Annotated in this window: 12 protein-coding genes and 1 tRNA gene; 5 read left to right on the plus strand and 8 right to left on the minus strand. The window is 63.8% G+C overall.

The features are described from left to right. Positions 1-369: 369 nt before the first annotated feature. The 3 genes from DOM56_RS06335 to DOM56_RS06345 form a co-directional block, all read right to left on the minus strand. Positions 370-445 (minus strand) — tRNA-Thr (locus tag DOM56_RS06335). A gap of 91 nt (positions 446-536) precedes the next feature. Beyond that, positions 537-2,033: an efflux transporter outer membrane subunit gene (locus DOM56_RS06340; protein ID WP_110707997.1), complete on the minus strand. Its 1,497-nt coding sequence runs from the start codon at positions 2,031-2,033 to the stop codon at positions 537-539. Between the two features lie 57 nt (positions 2,034-2,090). Further along, positions 2,091-3,218 (minus strand): AI-2E family transporter, encoded by a 1,128-nt coding sequence (locus DOM56_RS06345; protein ID WP_110707998.1) that lies wholly within the window; start codon positions 3,216-3,218, stop codon positions 2,091-2,093. A gap of 597 nt (positions 3,219-3,815) precedes the next feature. Between DOM56_RS06345 and DOM56_RS06350 the strand changes: the two genes are divergently transcribed. Together DOM56_RS06350 and DOM56_RS06360 are read left to right on the plus strand one after the other, a co-directional pair. Further along, positions 3,816-4,079 carry a hypothetical protein gene (locus DOM56_RS06350; RefSeq protein WP_110707999.1) on the plus strand — a complete coding sequence of 88 codons (264 nt, stop codon included), beginning with the start codon at positions 3,816-3,818 and terminating at the stop codon, positions 4,077-4,079. 291 nt (positions 4,080-4,370) lie between these two features. After that, the gene (locus DOM56_RS06360; RefSeq protein ID WP_157958177.1) at positions 4,371-4,847 is read left to right on the plus strand and encodes a hypothetical protein; all 477 of its coding nucleotides are present in this window, start codon (positions 4,371-4,373) and stop codon (positions 4,845-4,847) included. A 300-nt stretch (positions 4,848-5,147) separates the two neighbouring features. On the opposite strand, the gene DOM56_RS06365 is transcribed toward DOM56_RS06360, so the two are convergent. Continuing rightward, positions 5,148-5,369 (minus strand): hypothetical protein, encoded by a 222-nt coding sequence (locus DOM56_RS06365; protein ID WP_110708002.1) that lies wholly within the window; start codon positions 5,367-5,369, stop codon positions 5,148-5,150. Positions 5,370-5,920: 551 nt separating this feature from the next. Here DOM56_RS06365 and DOM56_RS06370 point away from each other — a divergent pair. Beyond that, positions 5,921-14,719, plus strand: a complete 8,799-nt coding sequence (locus tag DOM56_RS06370) for a glucoamylase family protein (RefSeq protein ID WP_198655696.1) — start codon at positions 5,921-5,923, stop codon at positions 14,717-14,719. 88 nt (positions 14,720-14,807) lie between these two features. Then, positions 14,808-15,620, plus strand: coding sequence for a transglutaminase family protein (locus DOM56_RS06375; RefSeq protein WP_110598116.1), 813 nt, complete (start codon positions 14,808-14,810; stop codon positions 15,618-15,620). A gap of 100 nt (positions 15,621-15,720) precedes the next feature. Here the strand turns inward: DOM56_RS06375 and DOM56_RS06380 are convergent, their stop codons facing one another. Further along, positions 15,721-17,418: a methyl-accepting chemotaxis protein gene (locus tag DOM56_RS06380; protein WP_110708003.1), complete on the minus strand. Its 1,698-nt coding sequence runs from the start codon at positions 17,416-17,418 to the stop codon at positions 15,721-15,723. 470 nt (positions 17,419-17,888) lie between these two features. Between DOM56_RS06380 and DOM56_RS06385 the strand changes: the two genes are divergently transcribed. Continuing rightward, positions 17,889-18,137: a hypothetical protein gene (locus DOM56_RS06385; protein WP_110708004.1), complete on the plus strand. Its 249-nt coding sequence runs from the start codon at positions 17,889-17,891 to the stop codon at positions 18,135-18,137. A gap of 784 nt (positions 18,138-18,921) precedes the next feature. Here the strand turns inward: DOM56_RS06385 and chrA are convergent. The 3 genes from chrA to arsH all read right to left on the minus strand — a co-directional run bounded on the left by chrA (position 18,922) and on the right by arsH (position 22,308). Further along, a complete protein-coding gene (gene chrA, locus DOM56_RS06395; RefSeq protein WP_110708006.1) occupies positions 18,922-20,133 on the minus strand; it encodes a chromate efflux transporter in 1,212 nt (403 codons plus the stop codon). Positions 20,134-20,175: 42 nt separating this feature from the next. After that, positions 20,176-21,486 (minus strand): arsenic transporter, encoded by a 1,311-nt coding sequence (locus DOM56_RS06400; protein ID WP_110708007.1) that lies wholly within the window; start codon positions 21,484-21,486, stop codon positions 20,176-20,178. 69 nt (positions 21,487-21,555) lie between these two features. Then, positions 21,556-22,308 carry an arsenical resistance protein ArsH gene (gene arsH / locus DOM56_RS06405; protein WP_110708076.1) on the minus strand — a complete coding sequence of 251 codons (753 nt, stop codon included), beginning with the start codon at positions 22,306-22,308 and terminating at the stop codon, positions 21,556-21,558. Positions 22,309-22,327 lie beyond the last annotated feature (19 nt).

Consider the following 22,327-nt stretch of genomic DNA (forward strand, 5'->3'; position numbering starts at 1 on the left):
GCAAGTCATCACCAGAATGACGCTTATCGGGCCGTTTTTTTGGGTCCAACCCTGCCGCATGGCACGGGCGTGACCGAGGTCGCGTTCGCCTGCCTGGTGCCTACGTGCCCTCCGAGGGATGGCCTCCGCCTGGATGGCGATTGCGACCGGTTGTTTCGGCGAGTGCGCGTGCGACTACATACGATGCGTCACTTCGCCTGCCCACTGCTGCACCGCCGATCGCCCTGAATTGCATGGCGATCCTGTATCCACTTGGACAGGAAGGATTTTTAAACCAGATCACAAAGACATGTGTCGTGACTTTGTTGACGCCAACGAAAAAAGCCACCCGAAGGTGACTTTTTAGCGATACCTAAACCAATGGTTTTTTGGTGCCGGTAAGTGGACTCGAACCACCGACCTACGCATTACGAATGCGTTGCTCTGCCAGCTGAGCTATACCGGCCAGGCGGCGCCTATCATAATCACCAAATCCGTGGCGGACAACTGGGGCGACGCTTCCGATATCGTCTGCCGCGCCTGAGTTCTCGGAGCGCTCATTTCACGCCCGGCGCAGCGACCGGGCCGTCCTCGTCCGGCGGAATGCTGGCGTCCAGCACGAGACCGCCACCCAGCGCCTGGACGAGCTGCACCGAGCGGTCGAGGCGTTGGGTGTTGATCTGGGTCAGGTTCTGTTCGGCCGATAGCAACTGCTGCTCGCTGCTGAGCACGTCGAGATAGTCTGCCAGCCCGGCACGGTAGCGCTCCTCGGCCAGCCCGTAGGCGGAGCGGGCGCTTGCCAGGGCCTGCTGCTGACTCTGGCGCTGACGCTCCAGCGATTGCAGTGTCGTCACGTCGTCCGCGACTTCTCCCAGCGCGGAGACGATGGTCTTGTTGTATTGCGCCACGGCCAGGTCGTACTCGGCATCGGTGCTTTCCAGGTTGGCACGAAGCCGGCCACCCTCGAAGATGGGCAGCGAGATGGCAGGTGTGACGCTGCCGGACTTGGCCGCTTCACTGAAGAAGTAATCCCCCAGCACCGAGCGAAATCCCGCCATCGCCGAGAGATTGATATTGGGGTAGAACTGCGCCTTGGCGGCATCGATGCTGCGAGAGGCGGATTCGACCCGCCAGCGTGCGGCGACGACATCCGGCCGGTGGCCGATCAGGTCGGCAGGGATCACGCTGGGCAGCGCGGCAATGGCGGGCGACAGCGCGTCGGGCTGTGGAATCGTCTCGCCACGGTCCGGCCCCTTGCCCAGCAGGATGGCGAGGGAAATGCGCTCGCTGCGGATCGACTGCTGCGCCGACTCCAGCGCCTGGCGTGCACTGGCGGCCGTCACCTGCGACTGCAGGCTCTGGGTCTGGTTGTTGAGTCCGGCCTGGAGCAGTTCATCGTTGATGTCGTTGATCCGCAGGGCTCGGTCCAGTTGGCGCTGGGCGACATCGCGGCGGGCATAGGCATCGGCGAGACTGACGTAGGCGCGTGCCACATTGACCGACAGCGTCAATCCGGCGGCACGGTATTCGATCTCCTGGGCGCGGGCTTCTCCCAGCGCGGCTTCCCAGGCGGCACGGGCGCCGCCCCATAGGTCGAGATCATAGTCGAAGGAGAGCAGCAGCGAGCGCGAAGTGGAGTAGAAGTTTCCCTGCCCGAGCGGGTCTTCGACCTTGGAGACGCGAGAGCGCGAGATTTCGGCGGAGGCATCGATGCTGGGGAGTTCATCGGCCCTTGCCGAGGCGATGGCAGCGTTGGCGGAACGTAGCCTCGCCTGCGCTACTGCAATGTCCGGAGAGTCACTCAAGGCTTCCTGAATCAGCGTATCGAGCACCGGATCCCCCAGCCGCTTCCACCAGTCGGCCTCGGGCCACGCGGCCGGTGATACCGGTGAGCGGCCAAGCACCTGATTGGCACTCAATTGGCTGATGGGCGTCAGCGTCTGCTGTGGTTCGATCCCGGCATAGTTGGCACAGCCTGCCAGCAAGGTCCCGGCGAGCATGGCGCCAGCGGCCCATCGGGCCGTGACGCCAGGGAATGGAGAGAAGTCAGACATCCGTGCCCTGATCCAAAGCGTTCCAAAAATTAATTAGCACTATAACAATAACATGACTTAGCCATCCACTGACGCACCGCGCTTCGGCGATTCGGGAACCACCTCGCCCGCCGTGCCCTCGCGTGACGCCATTTCGGCCTCTTGTTGCTGCTCCTGACGGAACAGCGACCAGACGACGATGAACAGCGCGGCGATCAGCGGCCCTAGCACGAAGCCGTTGATCCCTAGCAGGGTCATTCCGCCGACGGTCGAGATCAGCACCACGTAATCAGGCAGTTTGGTCTCCTTGCCCACCAGCGGCGGGCGCAGGAAGTTGTCGACGAGCCCGATGACCACCACGCCGACAAATACCAGGATCACGCCTTTCACGTAGGCCCCGCTGAGCAACAGGTACGCTGCTACCGGCACCCAGACGATCGCCGAGCCGATCGCCGGCAGCAGCGACAGGAACGCCATCATCACGCCCCACAGCAGCGCAGCTTCGATACCCAGCGCCCAGAACGCCACGCCGCCGATCGCCCCCTGGACGATGGCGATGATCACGTTACCTTTCACGGTGGAACGCACCACGGCAGTGAATTTCTCGATCAGCTTGGAGGTGTACTCGTCACTCAGCGGAATCGTCGTGCGTATCAACTGTCCGAGCGAGCGCCCGTCCCGGAACAGGAAGAACAGCAGATAGAGCATGATGCCGGCACTGACCAGGAACTGGAGCGTGTTCTGCCCGATGCTCAGCATATGCGTGGCGATCAGCCGGCTCCCCTGCTCGAGCGCCGAAGCCAGGCGGTTGCTAATATCGGAAAAGCTCCCGAAGCCCGCGTCCCCCAGCCAGCTCTGAACCGAAGCCGGTAGCGACCCCTGGAACTGCTGGATGTACTGGTTGAAGTCGATATCACCGCTGCCCACGCGCTGGTAGACGCTAGCCCCCTCACGTACCAGGGCACCGAAGATCAACGACATGGGAATGATGACGATGAATACGCATGCCATCACGCTGATGAGCGCGGCCCAGTTGTTCCGGCCCTTAAGTCGGATGACCAGACGCCGGTGCATGGGCTGAAAGAGAATCGCCAGAATCACCGCCCACAGCAAGGCACCGTAGAAAGGCAGCAGTAGCCAGACGAACGCGATGGACACCAGCGTCAGCAACAGGATGAACGCTTTGTGTTGGCTCAGAGAACTCATGGGGATTCCGAATTGAAGGGTCACTGACGCTAAGCATAGCGTTCTCGACACCTTGGCGTTCAATTAAGAATGCCGACAATCCGATCTCGACCGGTCCAGGCGCTCCAGCCACCCTCGCCAGACGGCAACGAAGAAGCGCCAAGCCTCACGGCTGAGCGCTGGTACTGACCCATCATCCCTGATGTCGAACCGCGCTTCCTGCGTTGCGCTTCCCTGCTGATCGATACCTTCCCGGTATCGCATCGCCACTCTAGCCCCCGGTAGATGACAAAACGTTAACAACGATGTGAATCTACCCAGGATGAATGTCCCGGTTTCAGCAACCTGCGAGCTTACAAAAAATTTCAATTTTCACGACTGGCTACCGGCTTAGCTGATTCAGCGACTTACCAGACACTGTTTAACGCAGGATAATAAGACATCGAATCCACTACCGTACAACCCTTGTACACCCTCCATCGCTATGCCAGCATGAAGTCGTGAATTCGGCACGGAAAGCCGGAACGATCGGGCAGGGATGCCCGGCACGGGGCGACAAGGATTTGCCGCCAACTGGTCAGTGAGGAAGACCAACGTCCAAGCCAAGGAGGGCTGATCGTGAAAGATACCATTGCTTGCACCCGCTGCGGTCACACCCAGCCGGTTCTATTCGAATCGCACACCGAGTGGGATGAAATCAGCTGCATCGAATGCGGCGAATTTCTCGATACTGTCGGTCATTGGAAGGATATCCATGCGCCCAGCTACTCGGTACAGATTCTCAATCAGTGCCGCAGTCTGACGTTGAAGATGTCGCGCGAGAAGGATTTGTCGCATCGCCTCCCGAATGACCATCACCTCGATTTGAGGCAATCGGCATGATGAAAGTCACTCTGGATCTCACTTGCTCCGTCTGTGGTCATCAGCAGTTTCACTTGCCGGTCAACAGCCAGCAAGGTTCCAATGTCCGCTGTGCCAACTGTAGCGCCTTCAAATGCAAGATATTGGACCTGGAGAAAGCGCTCAGTGCCGTGAACCGGCTATCCGCCAGAGGCCAGCCTGCAGCAGCCTGACGCGAACCATCATTTGACAAGCCGCCTCCGAGAGGCGGTTTTTTGCGTTGCCAATCATAATGAAAAAATCTATTAGAGGTTCCGACAAAGGATCCAGACCATGGTCGATATCGAGCAGTTGAAAAGTCACATAAGAGATGAGGTTGGTACTTGCCAACAGCGCCTGACAGAGTTCAGGCAACAGCTGGAAGCCCGTAAACAAGACCTGTGTCTATTGCAGAAAAACATCGAAGAGTGGGTTGATGCACTGGAGCTGGAAGACATCGATCGTCGCTACGATGAACAGACCCATACGCTGGAAAAGTTCGACGAAACCTTCGAGCTGACGCTCCAGAAGCTGACTCTCTCCTTTGGCAGCTGCAAACTGCATGTCGCTCCCGAAGAGCAGTACCTTCATGGTAGTCGCATACTATTGTATTCATCTGCCGATGAAGACGACATCAAGGAGATCATCAAGTCGGAAGGCGAATACTACTTCACTGAGCTGCAGTTCGGTCAGAAGCGGGACCTTTCGCGATACGACCAGTTGACCGACGTCTCGTTCTACAAACTGCTCTATCGATGGCTCCGTACTTGAGGCCATCATGATCGGATGGCCGAGCCCAGGGCCCTCCCTCATCGTGGCGCGAACCTCCAGCCACAAAAAAGCCCCGATCGAGATCGGGGCCAAGGAAAGGTTCCGCAGGGAACGAAACGACGGCTAGTCTAGCCAAGATACCTCTCGGCAAAAGCCCGACGAGAGCAGGCTTTGGCCTGCAATTCCACCTTCATTGCCGTGTCGACTCGATTCGACTTGTGCCTGGGGCGTCAGCGAAACCCATGAATTCCGCGACCGGCTCCCTCTGCGCCCGCAGCTTCTCGCCAACAGCTTGAAACTTCAGGTCTTTCTAGGCCGCCCCTGCGGGCCGATGGGGCGGCCCAACGCGATCTCGATCGCACGATCCCTGTCGAGACCACCTTCGATGAGTTTCTTGAGGCGTGTCTTGAGTGTGCCCGCCGGCATTTTTCCCATCGTTGCCCTGGTCGTAAGACTCCCCTCCTTAGGAGCATTTCTCTTTTTTAGAACGAGCACTCGCTGCTCGTGCGGGGTGATCTTCATCGCAACTTCCTTGGAGGCGCTAGCCCCCTGTTCTCGAGTGAGAGGAAAACGATATGGTCAGGAGATTCGGACACGACGGCTCGACGGTATCGAGCCTCACGAAGTTAGTCGCTTCTCTCACCGCTGACTACTACTTTCTTGGCAGGAAGTTCAGTTCCAGAGGCGCATCCCATCCCGTCGCGCCGGACCCCTGGCCGGCACCGAAGTCAGTACTCGCTAATTCGCTATCCTGCACCCATACTGACTTCACGATCTGCTCGGATTCTCGCCAGGCGCGTACCGATCCTCCAAGATCGGCCTGCACCTCTCGTGACACCTCACCTCGTAGCACGCCGTGACCGTCGGTCGCGACGCTTTTCACCTCGACACTCGACGAACTTTCGAGTGGCACCGCCTAACGCCAGCAGGCGTGCCCCATTCTTCACCATGGCATGGCGTTACCGCCTCGACCCGAGCCCTGCCCCCTCGGTCGGCGGCAGGAGATCACCAATGCATCGATGCAACGGCTTGCCGATCACTCTCTCCCGCGCCTCATCGCGGGGATATCAACCATGAATGCCTGGTGGCGGCGGGGCAACGCTAGTGCCACCCCACCTCCTCCCTGGAATTCCAGGGCCCCGGTCCGCGAAGAGCTGTTCGGCCCCGAGCGGCTCGAGCAGCACGCGCATAGTCTTGCACTGGCGCAGTCGGTCACCCAGCGCCCGCCAGCGGTCCTGCCCTTGCATCGACGACTTCTCGACAACACGGTGGCGCTGAACGCGGCCTACCGCAGCATTGCCGACGAAGTCGCCCAGCGCCGCAGCATCGTGCCAGCCGCGGAGTGGCTACTCGATCACTACCACCATGTCGAGAAACACGTCAGTGATATCGGAGAAGACCTGCCACCAGGTTACTACCGCCAGTTGCCCAAGCTGGCCGACGGCCCCTTCGCCGGCTACCCACGAGTGCTGGGCCTGACCTGGGCCTACGTCGCCCATACCGACAGCCATTTCGATCCCCTCACCTTGGCCCGCTTCATCAATGCCTACCAGCGCTCAGAAGCGCTGACCATCGGCGAGTTATGGGCGATCGCCATCAGCCTGCGACTGGTTCTGGTGGAAAACCTGCGGCGGCTCTCGGACCAGATCGTCCATGCGCGGGAAGCCCGGGCCGAGGCCGATACCCTATGCGAAAGCCTGTTGCGGCGTGAGGACGATGGCCGTTCGCTGCAAGCGTACGCCTACCTCGACATCAACGAGCCTTTCGCCGCCCACTTCTACGCCCAGATGGTCAAGCGCCTCAGGGATCAGGATCCCGGCAAGGTGCCGGCGCTGGCCTGGCTGGAGCAGGAGTTCGCTCGCCAGCACACCTCGATCGCCGCCGTGGTGCACAACGCCCAGCAACGCCAAGGTGCATCCAACGTCAGCGTCCGTAATGTGATCACCAGCCTGCGTCACATCGCCGATTTCGACTGGGCGACCCTGGTCGAGCAGGTCAGCCTGGTCGACCAGCGCCTGCGCGCTGGCAGCCGCTTTGCCGAGATGGACTTCGCCACCCGCGACCGCTATCGCAATGCCATCGAGCAACTGGCCCGCGGCTCGCACCGGGACGAGCTATTGGTGACCGAGCAGGCACTGGCCGCCGCGCAGGCCGAGCTTGCCCCGGATTGCCAGCCGGCCGAGGCGGAACGACGCACCGATCCGGGGTATTACCTGATCGACGACGGTCGTCGTGAACTGGAGCGATCGCTCGGCTTCCGTCCGCCCATGGCACTGCGAATTCGACGGGCCGTGCTGAAGCTGGGCCTGACGGGCTACGCCTGCGCCACCAGCCTGATCACGCTGCTGCTGCTGGGGCTGGCGGTTTGGGCGCTGGCGGCGGCCGGTCTGACACCGGAGTGGCAACTGCCGTGGCTGGTACTGATTGTCCTGCCCGCCTACGAGGTGGCGACGGCGCTGACCAACCGCGCCCTGGGCGAAGGTGTCGGCGGCGAGGCGCTGCCCGGTCTGGCACTCGAGGAGGGCATTCCCGCTACGCTCAGAACGCTGGTCGTGGTACCGGCCATGCTGACCGATTCGGTCGCGCTGCGTGAACTGATCGAGCGACAGGAAGTGCACTATCTCTCCGGCACCGGCGGCGATCTCACCTTCGCCCTGCTGCTGGACGGCCGCGACGCGGATACTGCCGAACTCGCCAGCGACGACATCCTGCTCGCCAGTGCGGTCGACGCCATGGCACACCTCAACCAGCGCCATGGCCCTGGTCCGGCAGGCCCGCGCTTCCTGCTGCTCTATCGTCGCCGACTCTACAATGCCAGCGAGGGCTGCTGGATGGGTTGGGAGCGCAAGCGTGGCAAGCTGACCGAGCTCAACCGCTTGCTGCGTGGCGCCGACGATACCTCCTATATCGACGTCGTCGGCCACACGCCCTGGGTACCGCCCGACGTGCGCTACGTGGTGACACTGGACAGCGATACTCGCCTGCCTCGCGATACCATCACCAGGCTGGTCGGCAAGATGGCGCACCCGCTCAATCAGCCGGTCTTCGGACCCAACGACCGGGTCGTTCGCGGGCACGCCATTCTCCAGCCCCGGGTGACGCCCTCGCTGCCCATCGGCCGCCAGGGCTCACGCTACCAGCGGCTGTTCTCCGCCCCCGGCGGCATGGACGTCTATACCGCCGCGGTATCGGATCTCTACCAGGACCTGTTCGGCGAAGGATCGTTCGCGGGCAAGGGAATCTACGCCGTGGACGCCTACGAGCGCTCCCTGGTGGGCCGAATTCCCGAGAACAGTCTGCTCAGCCACGACCTGCTGGAGGGCATCTTCGCGCGGGCCGGCCTGGCTTCGGATGTCGAAGTCGTCGAAGCCTACCCGGAACGTTACGACGTTGCCGCCAGGCGCCAGCACCGCTGGACGCGAGGCGACTGGCAACTACTGCCCTGGTTCTGGGGGAGGCGATCGGATCGCCAGGCGCTGACCGCCGTCGGCTGCTGGAAGATCGCCGACAACCTGCGACGATCGCTGCTGGCACCTAGCCTGTTCGGCGCGCTGATGATCTGTGCCTGGCTGCCGATATCGGCCGCGCTCACCACCCTGGCACTGACGCTGGCCTGCCTGATCATTCCCGCGCTGATTCCGGTCGTTTCTGCGATCGCGCCCCATCGCCGCGACGGCAACTGGCGCCATCATTGGCGGACACTGGGGCGGGACCTGCGAACCGAAATGGGCCGCTGCCTGCTGAGCCTCGCCCTGCTGGCGGATCAGGCCTGGCAAATGGGTGATGCCATCGTGCGCACGCTGTTTCGCGTCTATATCTCCCAGCGCCATCTGCTGGAGTGGACGACGGCATCGCAGCTGGCCGGCAACGAGCGTCTCGGCGCGGCCGGGTTCGGTCGCGAAATGGCCGGCGGCACCCTGCTGAGCCTGGCACTGGCGCTGATTCTGGCGATCGTCGAGCCACCGGCCTGGATCGTCATCCTGCCACTGTTGTTACTGTGGCTGGCCGCTCCGCTGATTGCGCTCTGGACCAGCCGCGCGCCCACCGACACCACCGACAACCTTCGTCTCTCTCCGCCGCAAGCGCAGGCATTGCGACGCATCGCGCGACGCACCTGGCAGTTCTTCGATACCTTCGTGACCGAGGATTCCCACGCGCTGCCACCAGACAATTTCCAGTTCGACCCCAAGCCGGTCATTGCCCAGCGCACCTCGCCCACCAATATCGGCCTCTATCTGCTGGCTTGCGTCGCCGCGCGGGAGTTTGCCTGGATCGGCACCCATCGCGCCGTGGAGCGACTCGAGGCCACGATGGCCACGCTGCTCACGCTGGAGCGCTGCAAGGGCCATTTCTACAACTGGTACGACACCCGAACACTGGCGCCACTCGATCCGCTCTACGTTTCCACCGTCGACAGCGGCAATCTGGCAGGCCACCTGATCACACTGGCCAACGCCTGCGAAGCCTGGGCCGCCCACCCCCACGTCCCCGACCCGCGCAACGGCCTCACCGACACCCTGCTGCTGTGCCGAGAGGACATCGCCACCACCGCATCGCTCGACGCAGAGACACGCACGGCCCTGCTCGACGAGCTGGACGCTCTCTCCTCCCATCTCGAATCGACCGGCTACGGCATCGATTACTGCGATGCCCTGCGTCAGTCGATCGATAGCTGCCTGCACCTGCTGGGCGCGCAGTCCGGCGATGCCACCGACGCCGACGAGGCGACCGGGGAAGTCCCGCCTCAAGGCTGGATGCGGATCCTGCAGCGCTGTCTCGACGAACACCGATGCGACGCCGAGAATACCGCGCCCCTGTCCCGGACTACCCCCGCCCAAGGAGATCCTTCGGAGGCGGCATCCGAGGCCACCCTGGGACGGCGCCTGTCCATGCTGGCAACGCAATCGCGGCGGCTCGCGCTGGAGATGGATTTCCACTTCCTGCTGGTGCCGGAGCGCAAGCTGATGTCGATCGGTTACGCCCCGCGGGAGGATCGAATCGACGAAGGCTGCTACGACCTGCTCGCTTCCGAGGCGCGCCTGGCGAGCCTACTGGCGATCGCCAAGGGCGACCTGCCCACTCGCCACTGGTTCCGTCTGGGCAGGGCGGTGACACCGCTAAAAGATGGCGTCGCACTGATCTCGTGGTCGGGCTCGATGTTCGAGTACCTGATGCCCTCGCTGGTCATGCGTGCGCCGTTCGGTAGCCTGCTGGAGCAGACCAACCGGCTGGTCGTGACCAGCCAGCGTCTCTATGCCAGGCGCAAGGAGATCCCCTGGGGGATCTCGGAATCCGCCTACAACGCGCGGGACATCGACTTCACCTATCAGTATTCCAACTTTGGCGTGCCGGAACTGGGACTCAAGCGAGGACTCGGCGACAACCTCGTCATCGCCCCCTATGCCACCGCACTGGCGACCATGGTCGCGCCGCAGGCTGCGCTGGAAAACTTTGCCCGCCTGCAAGCCATGGAGGCGGAGAGCCACTTCGGGTTCTTCGAGGCGATCGACTTCACCCCGACGCGACTGCCGATCGACCGGACCTTCGCCATCGTGCGCAACGTCATGGCCCATCACCAGGGGATGACCATCGCCGCCATCGCCAACAGCCTGTTCGAGGGACGGCTGCGCGGCCACTTCCATCGCGAGCCGATCATCCAGGCCAGCGAGCTGCTGCTGCACGAGCGCCTGCCTCGGGAAGTCGCGACCCTGCCATCTCCCAACGATGCCAGGCACGCCGCGCCGTCGAGCACCGCCGCGACAGCAGCGGCGGCGATGCGACGGCACGTCGGCGAGCCATCCTCGTCGCCTCCAGTGACCCACCTTCTCTCCAATGGTCGCTATAACGTGATGCTGACCGACGCCGGCGCCGGCTTCAGTCGCTGGCAGCGCCAGGCGATCACCCGCTGGCGCGAGGACGCCACCTGCGATGACTGGGGCAGCTTCATCCTGCTGCGCGACCGGGAGAGCAACGTGCGCTGGTCCGCTGGCGCGCACCCGCTGGCCAAGGCAGCCGATTGGCGAGAGGTGATCTTCGCCGAGGATCACGCCCGTTTCAGCCGCCGCGATGGTGAGATCACCACCACACTCGAGGTGCTGGTCTCCGGTGAGGACGATGGAGAGGTACGACGTGTCTCGGTCACCAACGGCGGTCGCCAAGCGCTGACCATCGAACTGACCTCCTATGCCGAGGTGGTGCTGACGCAGCCGCCCGCCGACGACGCCCATCCGGCCTTCGCCAAGCTCTTTGTCGAGACCGATTTCATCGCCGACTACGCCGCACTGACCGCGACCCGACGCCGCCGGGATGCCAGCGAAACTCCGATCTGGGCGGCGCACTTCGCGGTGGTCAAGGGGGAGTGCGAAGCGCCTCAGTACGAGACGGATCGCGCCCGTTTTCTGGGCCGGGGGCGTCAAATCGGCAATGCCCTGGCGCTGAACGGCCAGCCACTGTCGAACACCACCGGCGTGGTGCTGGATCCGATCTTCTCGCTGCGCTATGTGCTGCACATCACGCCGGGGCACGTTGCCCACATCGATTTCTGGACGGTGGTCGCCGAGAGTCGTGAAGCGGTGCTGGCACTGATCGACAAGCATCATGACACCAGCGCCTTCGACCGCGCCCGCACCCTGGCCTGGACACAGGCCCACGTGCAACTGCGTCACCTCGACATCGACCTGGAAGAGGCCGCCGATTTCCAACGCCTGGCCGCGCCGATCCTGTACAACGATGCCCGCTTCCGCCCCTCCTCCGATATGCTCGAGCGCGGAATGGCGATGCAGTCCAACCTCTGGCCGATGGGGATTTCCGGCGACCTGCCGATCGTGCTGCTCCGGCTCGGCGATATCGAGGATGTGGCCTGGCTCAAGACCCTGCTGCGTGCCCACGAATACTGGCGCGCCAAAGGGCTCGGCGTCGACCTGGTGGTGCTCAATGATCGCGCCCACTCCTATCTGGAGGAGTTGCAGGAGGCGATCGAATCGGCCGTTAGCGTCAACCGACCGCCCCCCCATGTCGAAGGCGATCTGGCGCTGGGCTCGATCTACACGCTGAGAGCCAACCAGCTGAATCTGGCCAGTCACGAACTGCTGCTGGCCGTGGCTCGTGTGGTGCTGACGGCGCGCAAGGGCGCACTCACCGCTCAACTCGACGCCCTGTTGGCGCCGCCTTCATCCAGGCCCGCTCTCGACACGCTGGCTCGAGCCGACAAACTCGGGTCCGGCGCGGTCAGGGCCGATACCCCGTCTCCCGACGCCGCTCGTGGATCCCTGGCGTACAAGACAGTCGTGATCGATGGCAACCCCGACACGCCGACCAGGTCACCGCGACCGGCGGTGGCACCGTCCTCGCGCCCGCCGCTGGGGGACCTGGCCTTTTTCAACGGCACCGGCGGCTTCGACCGTGGCGGGCGCGAGTACGTCTGCGTGCTCGACAATGGCGATACCACACCCCAGCCCTGGATCAACGTCATCGCCAACGGCGGTTTCGGTTTTCAGGTCTCGGCGGAGGGCGGCGGCTATACCTGGGCGGACAACAGCCGCGAGAATCAATTGACGCCATGGTCCAACGATCCGGTCAGCGATCTGCCCGGCGAGGTGATCTACGTCCAGGATGCCGACAGCGGCGCGCTGACGACCGTCACCGCGCGCCCTTGTCGCACGCGCCCCGGGCATCAGGCCCGTCACATCACGCGTCACGGTTTCGGCTACACCCGCTTCGAGCACGACACGCCCCAGCTATCCATGATGCTGCTGCAGTACGTGCCGTTGAACGACCCGATCAAGATATCGCGACTGACGCTGGAGAATCGCACCGCGACCCCCCGTCGGCTGATAGTGACCGCCTATACCGCGTGGGTGATGGGCACGGCGCGGGCCAGGACGGCACCGTTCCTGATCTCCCGACACGATACCGTCACTGGTGCGCTATTGATGCACAACCCGTGGAACCAGGCCTTCCCGGGCCGGGTCGGGTTCGTCGACCTGGACGGACGCCAGAGTCGCTGGACCGCCGACCGCCGCGAGTTCCTCGGCCGGGGCTCGCTGGCTGCGCCGGAAGCGTTGACCGCGATGCGGTCGTTGTCGGCAAGCAGCGGGGCGGGACACGACCCCTGCACGGTGCAGCAGTGCGAGCTGACACTGGCCCCCCGAGAGACGGTCGAAATCGTGGCGTTCATGGGCCAGGCCAGCGACGACGAGGCCGCTCGAGAGCTGATAACGCGCTACCGAAGTACCGATCTCGACGCCAAGCTGGACGAGGTCGAAGCCTACTGGCAGACGCTGCATGGCACCTTGCAAGTCAGCACGCCGGATCCGGCCATGGACCTCATGCTCAATGGCTGGCTGACCTACCAGACACTGGCCTGTCGCATCGTGGCGCGCTCGGCCTTCTACCAGGCCAGCGGTGCCTACGGTTTCCGCGATCAGTTGCAAGACGGCATGGCACTCACCTTCGCGATGCCGGCACTGGCGCGACATCACCTGCTGCGTGCCGCCGGTCGCCAGTTCGTCGAGGGCGACGTACAGCACTGGTGGCTGCCGCACTCCGGCCAGGGCGTGCGCACCCGTATCTCCGACGACCGGGTGTGGCTGGCTTTCGCCACCGCCACCTATATCCAGGCGGCAGACGACACCGCGGTGCTGGATGAGCGGGTCGCGTTCCTGGACGGGCCGCCGCTGGCGCCGGAGGCGCATGACGACTTCGCACAACCGCGGATAGCCGACGAGACGGCGTCGCTGTTCGAGCACTGCGCCCGCGCGCTGAATCAGGCGCTCGAACAATTCGGCGAACACGGACTGCCGCTGATCGGCACCGGCGACTGGAACGATGGATTCAATCGTATCGGTGATGCGGGCCGCGGCGAGAGCGTGTGGCTGGGCTGGCTACTGCTGCGCGCGCTGAGGCTGTTTGCGCCACTGGCCGAGGCCCGCGATGCGCCGCAAGATCGGGCCCTCGCCCAACGCTGGCGGGAACGCGCCGAGGCGTTGCGCCTGGCGCTGGAAAGCGAGGCCTGGGACGGCGAATGGTACCGCCGCGCCACCTTCGACGACGGTCGATGGCTTGGCACCCACGATAACGATGCCTGCCGGATCGACGCCATCGCGCAGTCCTGGGCGGTACTGTCGGAAGGCGCCGATCCCGAACGCGCCAGCCAGGCCATGGCGTCGGTGTCGCGCCACTTGATCCAACCCGAACAACGATTGGCGCTGCTGTTCACGCCAGCGTTCGACCGGACCGCCATGGAGCCGGGTTACATCAAGGGATATCCGGCAGGGCTGCGGGAGAACGGCGGGCAATATACTCACGCCGCGATGTGGTCGATCCTGGCGTTCGTCAAGCTGGGACAGGCCGAACAGGCCTACCGGCTGTTCTCGCTACTCAATCCGATCAACCACGCCCTGACCCCGGAAGACGTGGCGCGTTACCGCGTCGAGCCTTATGTGATCGCCGCCGACGTCTACTCCGAGCCGCCCCACGTCGGACGCGGTGGCTGGACCTGGTACACCGGTTCCGCCGGCTGGATGCATCAGGCCGGCGTGGCAGGCATCCTCGGGATCCGCCGCGAAGGTCGCCGCTTGATCGTCTCGCCCTGCATTCCCGACAGCTGGCCGGGCTTTTCGGCCACCATCGACCTCGAGGGTAGCGCCTGCGTGATACGCGTCGAGCGGCCCTCCGAAGACCGGCCGGCCGGCGCCACCCTGGATGGCAAGCCGCTGCCCGACAGCGCCTTCGATGCCTGGCTGACGCTGGATGGCAAACCTCATCTGCTGATCCTGCGTCTCGCGGAACGCGGGCCCGATCCGGCATGGTCCGGCGCCGTCCCGCGAACCTCGCCGCCACCCGTTGCAAGCGCCGACGGCGGCGGAGCATGAAAGAACGCCGGCGCGAGCCCCCACGCCAGGGCAAAGCTGCCCCACACGCGCCAACACTCGCCGATACGGCACCTCGGAGAAACCGCTCATGAGAATTCAGCTCGGTTGCGAAATGATCTACCAGTTCGCGGTCCCCACACCGATGATCGCCATGCTCAACGTGCACCACTCGCGCTTTTCGAGCCTGGAGGGGCCCGATCACCTGGTCACCTCGCCGATGGTCGATCTATCGAGTTATCGCGACAGCTTCGGCAACTGGTGCAACCGGATGGTGGCCCCGGCCGGCACCTTCACCCTCGGCACCAATGCGATCCTGCATGACGACGGCGGCTACGATCCCGTCGAGCCATCAGCCCGCCAGCATCCGGTGGAGGAGCTGCCGGCCGATGTCCTCCAGTATCTGCTGGGCAGTCGCTACTGCGAGACCGACCTGCTCAGCGAAGTCGCCTGGCAACGCTTTCAGGGCACGCCACCGGGATGGGCCCGTGTCCAGGCAATCTGCGACTTCGTCAATCAGCACATCACCTTCGGCTACGAGCACTCGCGACCCACGCGCACGGCCGCCGAAGCCTACCGGGAAAAGGTCGGCGTCTGTCGCGACTACACCCATCTCGCCATCACCCTCTGTCGTTGCATGAACCTGCCGGCCCGCTACTGTACCGGCTACATCAGCGACATCGGCAAGCCGCCACCCTACGCCGACATGGATTTCGCCGCCTGGATGGAGGTCTATCTGGGAGGCCGCTGGTGGACCTTCGATCCGCGCAACAACGCGCCCTGCATCGGCCGCGTGCTGATCGCTCAGGGTCGCGACGCCACCGACGTGCCGCTGACCCATACCTTCGGCCCCAATACCCTGGGCGGCTTCAGTGTGTGGATCTACGAGCTGGCGGCGAAGTAAGGACCGAGCGGAATGACGCGGGTCCGGGGGGCGGAAGGCCTACCGGGGGTGGGCGCGAGGCGAAGCGCCCCCTCGGGAGGCGCTTCAAGCGTGACGAGCGTCAGAAAGCGGTCCACTCTTCGGTTTCGGCTTGGCGTGGGGCGGCTTTCGCCGGTGCCCGTTCCTGGCCCTGGGACTTCGGCGCGCTCCTGGCCGGCGCGGTCGATGCCACACCGGTCGAAGCGGCAGGTAGCGCCTGGGCGGTGCCGCTCGCGGCTCCCCTGAAGAAAGAGACCTCTTTCAACAGCGCCGCGGCCTGACTCTGCAATGATCGTCCCGCGGCACTGGACTCTTCCACCAGGCTCGCGTTCTGCTGGGTCACGCCATCCATCTGGGATACGGCGGTGTTGACCTGATCGATGCCCTGCGCCTGCTCACGGCTGGCCACAGCGATCTCCCCGACCAGCGTGGTCACGCGGGCAACCCCCCCGACGATCTCTTCCAGCGCATGGCCCGCCCGATTGACCAGCTCGGTACCGGCGTTGACCTGACCCATGCTCTCATGAACCAGTTGCTTGATCTCCTTGGCGGCATCAGCGCTGCGTCCGGCAAGATTGCGCACCTCGCTGGCCACCACGGCGAAGCCGCGTCCCTGCTCGCCGGCCCTTGCCGCTTCCACCGAAGCATTCAGTGCCAGCAGATTGGTCTGGAAGGCGATCTCGTCGATCAACCCGACGATACCGGCGATCTTGCGGCTCGAGGCATTGATCCCCTCCATCGCCTTGACCGCCTCGCCGGCGACCTCGCCGCCGGCGTTGGCTCGCTGGCTGACATCATGCACGAGCCTGTCGGCTTCGGCGGCGTTCTCCGCGTTCTGGCGCACGGTCGAGGTGATCTCGTCCATCGATGCCGCGGTCTGCTCGAGGCTCGCGGCCTGCTCCTGGGTGCGGCGACTGAGATCGTCGGTACCCTGGGCGATCTCGTCCGCCGCGGTGCTGACCGACTGGGCATTGCCGCGTACGCTCATGACGACATGGGAAAACTGGCTCTCCATCGCCTTCAGCGAGCGCAGCATCACGCCGAACTCGTCCTTGCAGGTGATATCGATCGCGTTGTCGAGATTGCCGTCTGCCATGGCGTTGGCGAGATCCTGGGCTTTACCCAGCGGCGTCATGATTCCCCGGATCAGCCACAGTGCCAGCAGTACACTCACGATCAATGCACCGATCATGGTGCCGATGACGAGCTTGCGCTCCCATTCATACAGCGCGACCGCGCCCTCGAAGGACTCGGCGGCCTGCGCGCTGTTGCGATCCACCAGTTGCTGGATGTCGCCGAGCGCTGCCGAATATCGCTCGGCCAGCGTCGTCGTGGCGATCTCCCGGGCCCGATCGAAATCATTGCCGCTTACGGCGGCGTTGAGTTCGGCGATGGAGGACCGTAGCTCGGACAGCGAGGTGATGAAGGCATTGGCCATCTCCCGCTCTATGGGGCCGCTGATGCGATTCGGATAGTAGTCTTCCCAGGCCGCATCGATGATGGCGTCGTTCTCCGCGATCTCCTGCTGTGTCGCCCGCGCCGATTCGGGGTCGCGGTCACGCTGCTCCGCAGTGAGCTTGACCCGGTTGCCGAGCAGCGCCCGGTCGATGCGACTGAACGCTTTCAACGTCAGCACGTTGCCTTCGTAGGTGCGTTCGAGCGCATCGTTGGTCGAGCCCAGACCGAACAGCCCGACGCTTCCGACGATGAACAACATCACGACACAGGCGCCCAGGCTCGCGGCCAGACGCAATTTCACACTTCGATTCAGTAGCAGCATGGCAAGCCCCCGATAGATGCCCTCGGCTCTGGCCGTTGGGCGGTATGGAACTGGATCCGGCAAGCGTGAGAAGGCCTGTATCATTCGCACCATGCCGTGAGACGTCCTATCGGCTGCTGTACAAATAAACTTAATTACATTTAGTTCGCCGTAGTGCTCCGACCTCACCCGCAAGAAATCGTTGGCACCCTGAGCGTTGATCGAAAAGGATAAAATCTTTTATCGAAAAGTAATTATGGCATCGACGCCCCGCTGGAAGGCAGGAATGCTGCCGGCAGCAACATGCTGCCCATCGATGACGACTCTTGTACGCGAAATCTCCCTTGTACAATTTTTACGGCTATGCCAAAGTGTTCTTAACGGCAGCAAGGACCGCTGGCCGAATCGACAAGGATCGTCGAACCGTCGGAGGCAAGGACTGCCTCAACTCGCTGGCCAGGACGGCCAGCAATCACCAAGGAGGGAGCATCATGAAGCATCACATTTCATGCACCCGCTGTGGAAACCAACACGCAGTATCTGCAGATAGTCCACGAGATTGGGATGAGATCACCTGCACGGAGTGCGGAGAATTCATCGATACCTACGGCCATCAGGCCGATCTCGCCTCGCCGAGCTACGCGCTTCACGCACTCAATCTATCGCGCGGCCTGATCCTGCAGATGGCGAGAGAGAGCAGCCATCGCCTCGAGCAGCAGACGATGCGGCAATCGGCATGATGACCGTCACCCTGAATCTTGACTGCAGCGTCTGCGGCCATCACCGATTTCGACTGCCCATCAAGCAGGAGGAAGGTTCCCGCGTCACCTGCGCGAACTGCTCGGCGTACAAGTGCCAGGTTCAGGATCTCGAGAAAGCTCTGATCGCCGTTGGCCGAAGCCGGCACCGCACGGCCGTCTCTGCCGCCTGATTCATCATTCGATCGTACTTGTCTGGCCGCCATCCTGTATGGCGGCTTTTTTGGGTCAGTCGGTAGGATCGACCGGGCAACATCGTCACCCACGTGACGGCGACGAACCGATAAGCTGGGTTTTGGTCATGCCGCTATACCTGCCATTGATCAGCCCAAAGGCGATGATGCCGCACCAGAACGGCCGCGGGCCACGGAAGCCACTATCGTGGTGATGCGGCTTACCCGACTTCTCGGCTTTCGACTTAGGCAAGCTTGCGCTCCCGGGCCAGGCTGGCCTCGAGTGACGAGGCGATACAGATGCGTCTTCGACGCCCAGGTGGATACAAAAAACCCCGGCCGCTGGGGCCGGGGTTAGATCGTGGCAGTTCCTTGCCAATTCGCCATGGCGTCCTGCCATGCGTCCTTGTGAACATCGCTTCCCGCGACTCCCTCCTTGGCACTGCGTCTCCCTGACGCTGCAAGATCACCGTACGCCTCACAGCCATCAATGAAGTTCATACAGGTTAAAGAAGCGCGGAAGTTATGTTTCGTTGTGTAACGCCAGCCTGATCGTTAGACCCATATCACCCAGTCACTCGTCGCTGGAATCGTCAGCCCGATACGAGACTGCCCACGGGAAGCGCGATCACGACCAGCCACGCCGGCCAGCGCCATACCGTCAGCAGCAGGAAGCCGGCCAACGCCAGCGCGAAATCGGCCGGCTCGACAATGGCGCCCTGCCAGATCGGGGCGTACAGCGCGGCCCCCAGTATGCCGACAACCGCCGCGTTCGTGCCCTGGATCAGCCGCTGCGCGGTCGACGAGGCACGCAACCGGTCCCAATGCGGGAGGACGCCCACCAGCAATAGCATGCCCGGCAGAAAAATCATGATCGTCGCCACTGCCGCCAGCAGCCAGCCTTTAACGCCGGGCGCCATCACCGCCCCCAGATAGGAAGCGAAGGTAAATAGTGGACCCGGCATGGCCTGCGCTGCCCCGTAACCGGTCAGGAAGGTGCTCTCCGACATCCAACCGGGATCGACCACCTCGGCCTGCAGCAGCGGCAGCACCACATGGCCGCCACCGAAAACGAGCGCTCCGACTCGGTAGAACGCGTCCATGACCGCGACGACCTCGCCTCCCCCTGTCGACGCCACCAGCGGCAGCAGCGGCAGCAGCGGCAGCAGCAGTAGGAGAAGGAAGAACAGCGCAAGCGCGAAGCGGCTCCAGCGTCCGGAGAACTCGAGGCGACCGGGCCTAGTCATCGTCTTCACCGGCCGGCACCACCACACGCCGAGGCCAGCTCCCACCACGATGGCCCCCAGTTGGCCTGCCGTGCCGCCGATGAAGACGGCCATGAACACGGCCACCAGGGCGATCCCGGCCCGAGTCCGGTCGGGACACAGTTTTCCGGCCATCCCCCACACGGCGTTGGCGACCACGGCGACGGCCACCAGCTTGAGACCATGAATCAGGGACTGGCCGACATCGCTCCCCAGCGCCGACGCGCCGGAGGCGAACAGCGCCATTGCGATGGCCGAGGGCAACGTGAACGCACACCAGGCAGCGAGCGCACCGGGTAGGCCTGCCCGTCGCAGGCCGATGGCGAAGCCGACCTGGCTGCTGGCGGGACCGGGCAGGAACTGGCACAGCGCGACGAGATCGGCGAAATCCGACTCGGAAAGCCACTTCAGACGCACCACGAAAGCCTCGCGGAAATACCCCAGGTGCGCGATGGGGCCGCCGAAGGAGGTTAGCCCAAGCAGCAGAAACGTCCGGAATATCTCCCCACGGCGGAAGTGGGGATGCCGGGTCCCGATCATGTCGACACTCCTTGTTTGCGGCGACCTTTATCACCGCTCACCTTACGGTGTGGAAATGACAGGCAGCCACACCGCCAGCGCGACGAGCGTCGCCAGCAGTACCGGCGGGGTGATCAACAGGCCGATCTTCATGTACTGCCCCCAGCCGATCTTGTAACCCTTGCCGGCCAGCACATGCAGCCACAGCAGCGTCGCCAGGCTGCCGATGGGCGTGAACTTCGGCCCCAGGTCGTTGCCGATCACATTGGCGTAGACCATCAGCTCCTGGGTCACCGCCGGCACCTGGGCCCGGTCGATGGCCAGCGCCCCCACCAAGGTCGACGGCAGGTTGTTCATGATCGAGGCGACGATGGCGGAGAGGAAGCCGGTGCCGATGGTGGCGATGAAGTTGCCCTGCCCGGCCAGCCACTGCAGCACCCGGGCGCCGTAGTCGGTCAGACCGGCATTGCCCAGTCCGTAGACCACCAGGTACATGCCGATGGAGAACAGCACGATCTGCCACGGCGCGCCCTTGAGCGCCGCGGTGACCGACACGGCGGCGCCCTTGCCGCCCTGCCACCAGCGACCGGCGATCGCCATCAGCACGATCGCCGCGGCCCCGGTCACGAAGGCAATGGGAACGCCCAGCGGCGCGGTAACGAAGTAGGCCACGAGCAGCACCACCAGCAGCGGAAACGCGGCCCGGAAGATCAGCGGATCCAGGATCGCCGAACGCGGGGCATCGAGTGCTTCGAGTGAGTAGCGCCTGGGAATCCGACGGCCGAAGGCGATCCAGAGCACCCCCAGCGTCGCCACCAGCGAGACCAGGTTGACCGGCACCATGACCGCCGCGTAGCGGTCGAAGCCGATGTCGAAGTAGTTGGCACTGACGATATTGACCAGGTTGGAGATGATCAGCGGCAGGCTGGTGGTGTCGGCGACGAAGCCGGTGGCGATGATGAACGCCAGCGCCGCCGGCGGCGAGAAGTCCAGCCGCAGCAGGATCGCGATCACGATCGGCGTCAGCAGCAGCGCCGCGCCGTCGTTGGCGAAGAACGCCGCGATCACCGCGCCCAGCACCACCACCAGCGGGAACAGCAGATGCCCACGACCGTTGCCCCAGCGGGCGACATGCAGCGCCGCCCAGGCGAAGAATCCGGCTTCGTCCAGGATCAGCGAGATGACGATCAGGGCGACGAAGGTGAAGGTCGCATCCCAGACGATATCCCACACCACGCCGACATCGGAGAGCCGCACCACGCCCGCCAGCAGTGCCACCAGCGCCCCGCCGAGGGCGCTCCAGCCGATTCCCAGACCCTTGGGCTGCCAGATCACCAGGATCAGGGTGACGACGAAAATAGCCAGTGCCAGCATCGAATGCCCCTGCGTTCAGTGAGTGCTTTTTAGCAATTACGTTTAGTGAGTACGCTTAGCCTGTACGTTCTAGTGAGTGCCTTGATTGACGCGACGCGAGAGCGCTTCCGCGCTCTCGACCCGCTCGGAATAGCGATCGGTGAGATAGGCCGAGCGTTCCCGCGTCAGCCAGGTGAACTTCACCAGTTCCTCGCAGACATCGACGACTCTCATGTAGAGCGGCGAGGGTTTCATCCGTCCGGCGTCGTCGAACTCGGTGAATGCCTTGGGTACGGAGGACTGGTTGGGGATGGTGATCATCCGCATCCAGCGCCCCAGGATCCTCATCTGGTTGACCGCATTGAAGCTCTGGCTGCCGCCGGAGACCTCCATCACCGCCAGCGTCTTGCCCTGGGTCGGGCGAACGCCGCCCAGCGACAGCGGAATCCAGTCGATCTGGGCCTTCATGACCCCGGTCATGGCGCCATGACGCTCCGGACTGACCCACAGCATGCCGTCGGACCACTCGGCGAGATCACGCAGCTCCCGTACCTTGGGGTGCTCCGCCTCGGCATCGTCCGGCAGCGGCAGGCCGGAAGGATTGAAGGTTTTCACCTCGCAGCCGTACCAGCGCAGCAGCCGGCCCGCCTCCTCGGAGGCGAGCCGCGAGAAGGCGCGCTCGCGCAGCGAGCCGTAGAGCACCAGAATTCGCGGCGGATGGCACGGCGCGCCGGCCCCCACCAGCGCCTCGATGTCGATCGGCTGCAACTTCTCCGGATCGATATTGGGCAGGTCGTCAAGATCGACCGAATCACTCACTTCGCGCGCGCCGCTGTCATTCATGACCTCGTCGTTCATCTCC

Origin of the sequence: Salinicola sp. CR57, from assembly GCF_003206585.1 — a bacterium.
Classification (GTDB): domain Bacteria; phylum Pseudomonadota; class Gammaproteobacteria; order Pseudomonadales; family Halomonadaceae; genus Salinicola; species Salinicola lusitanus.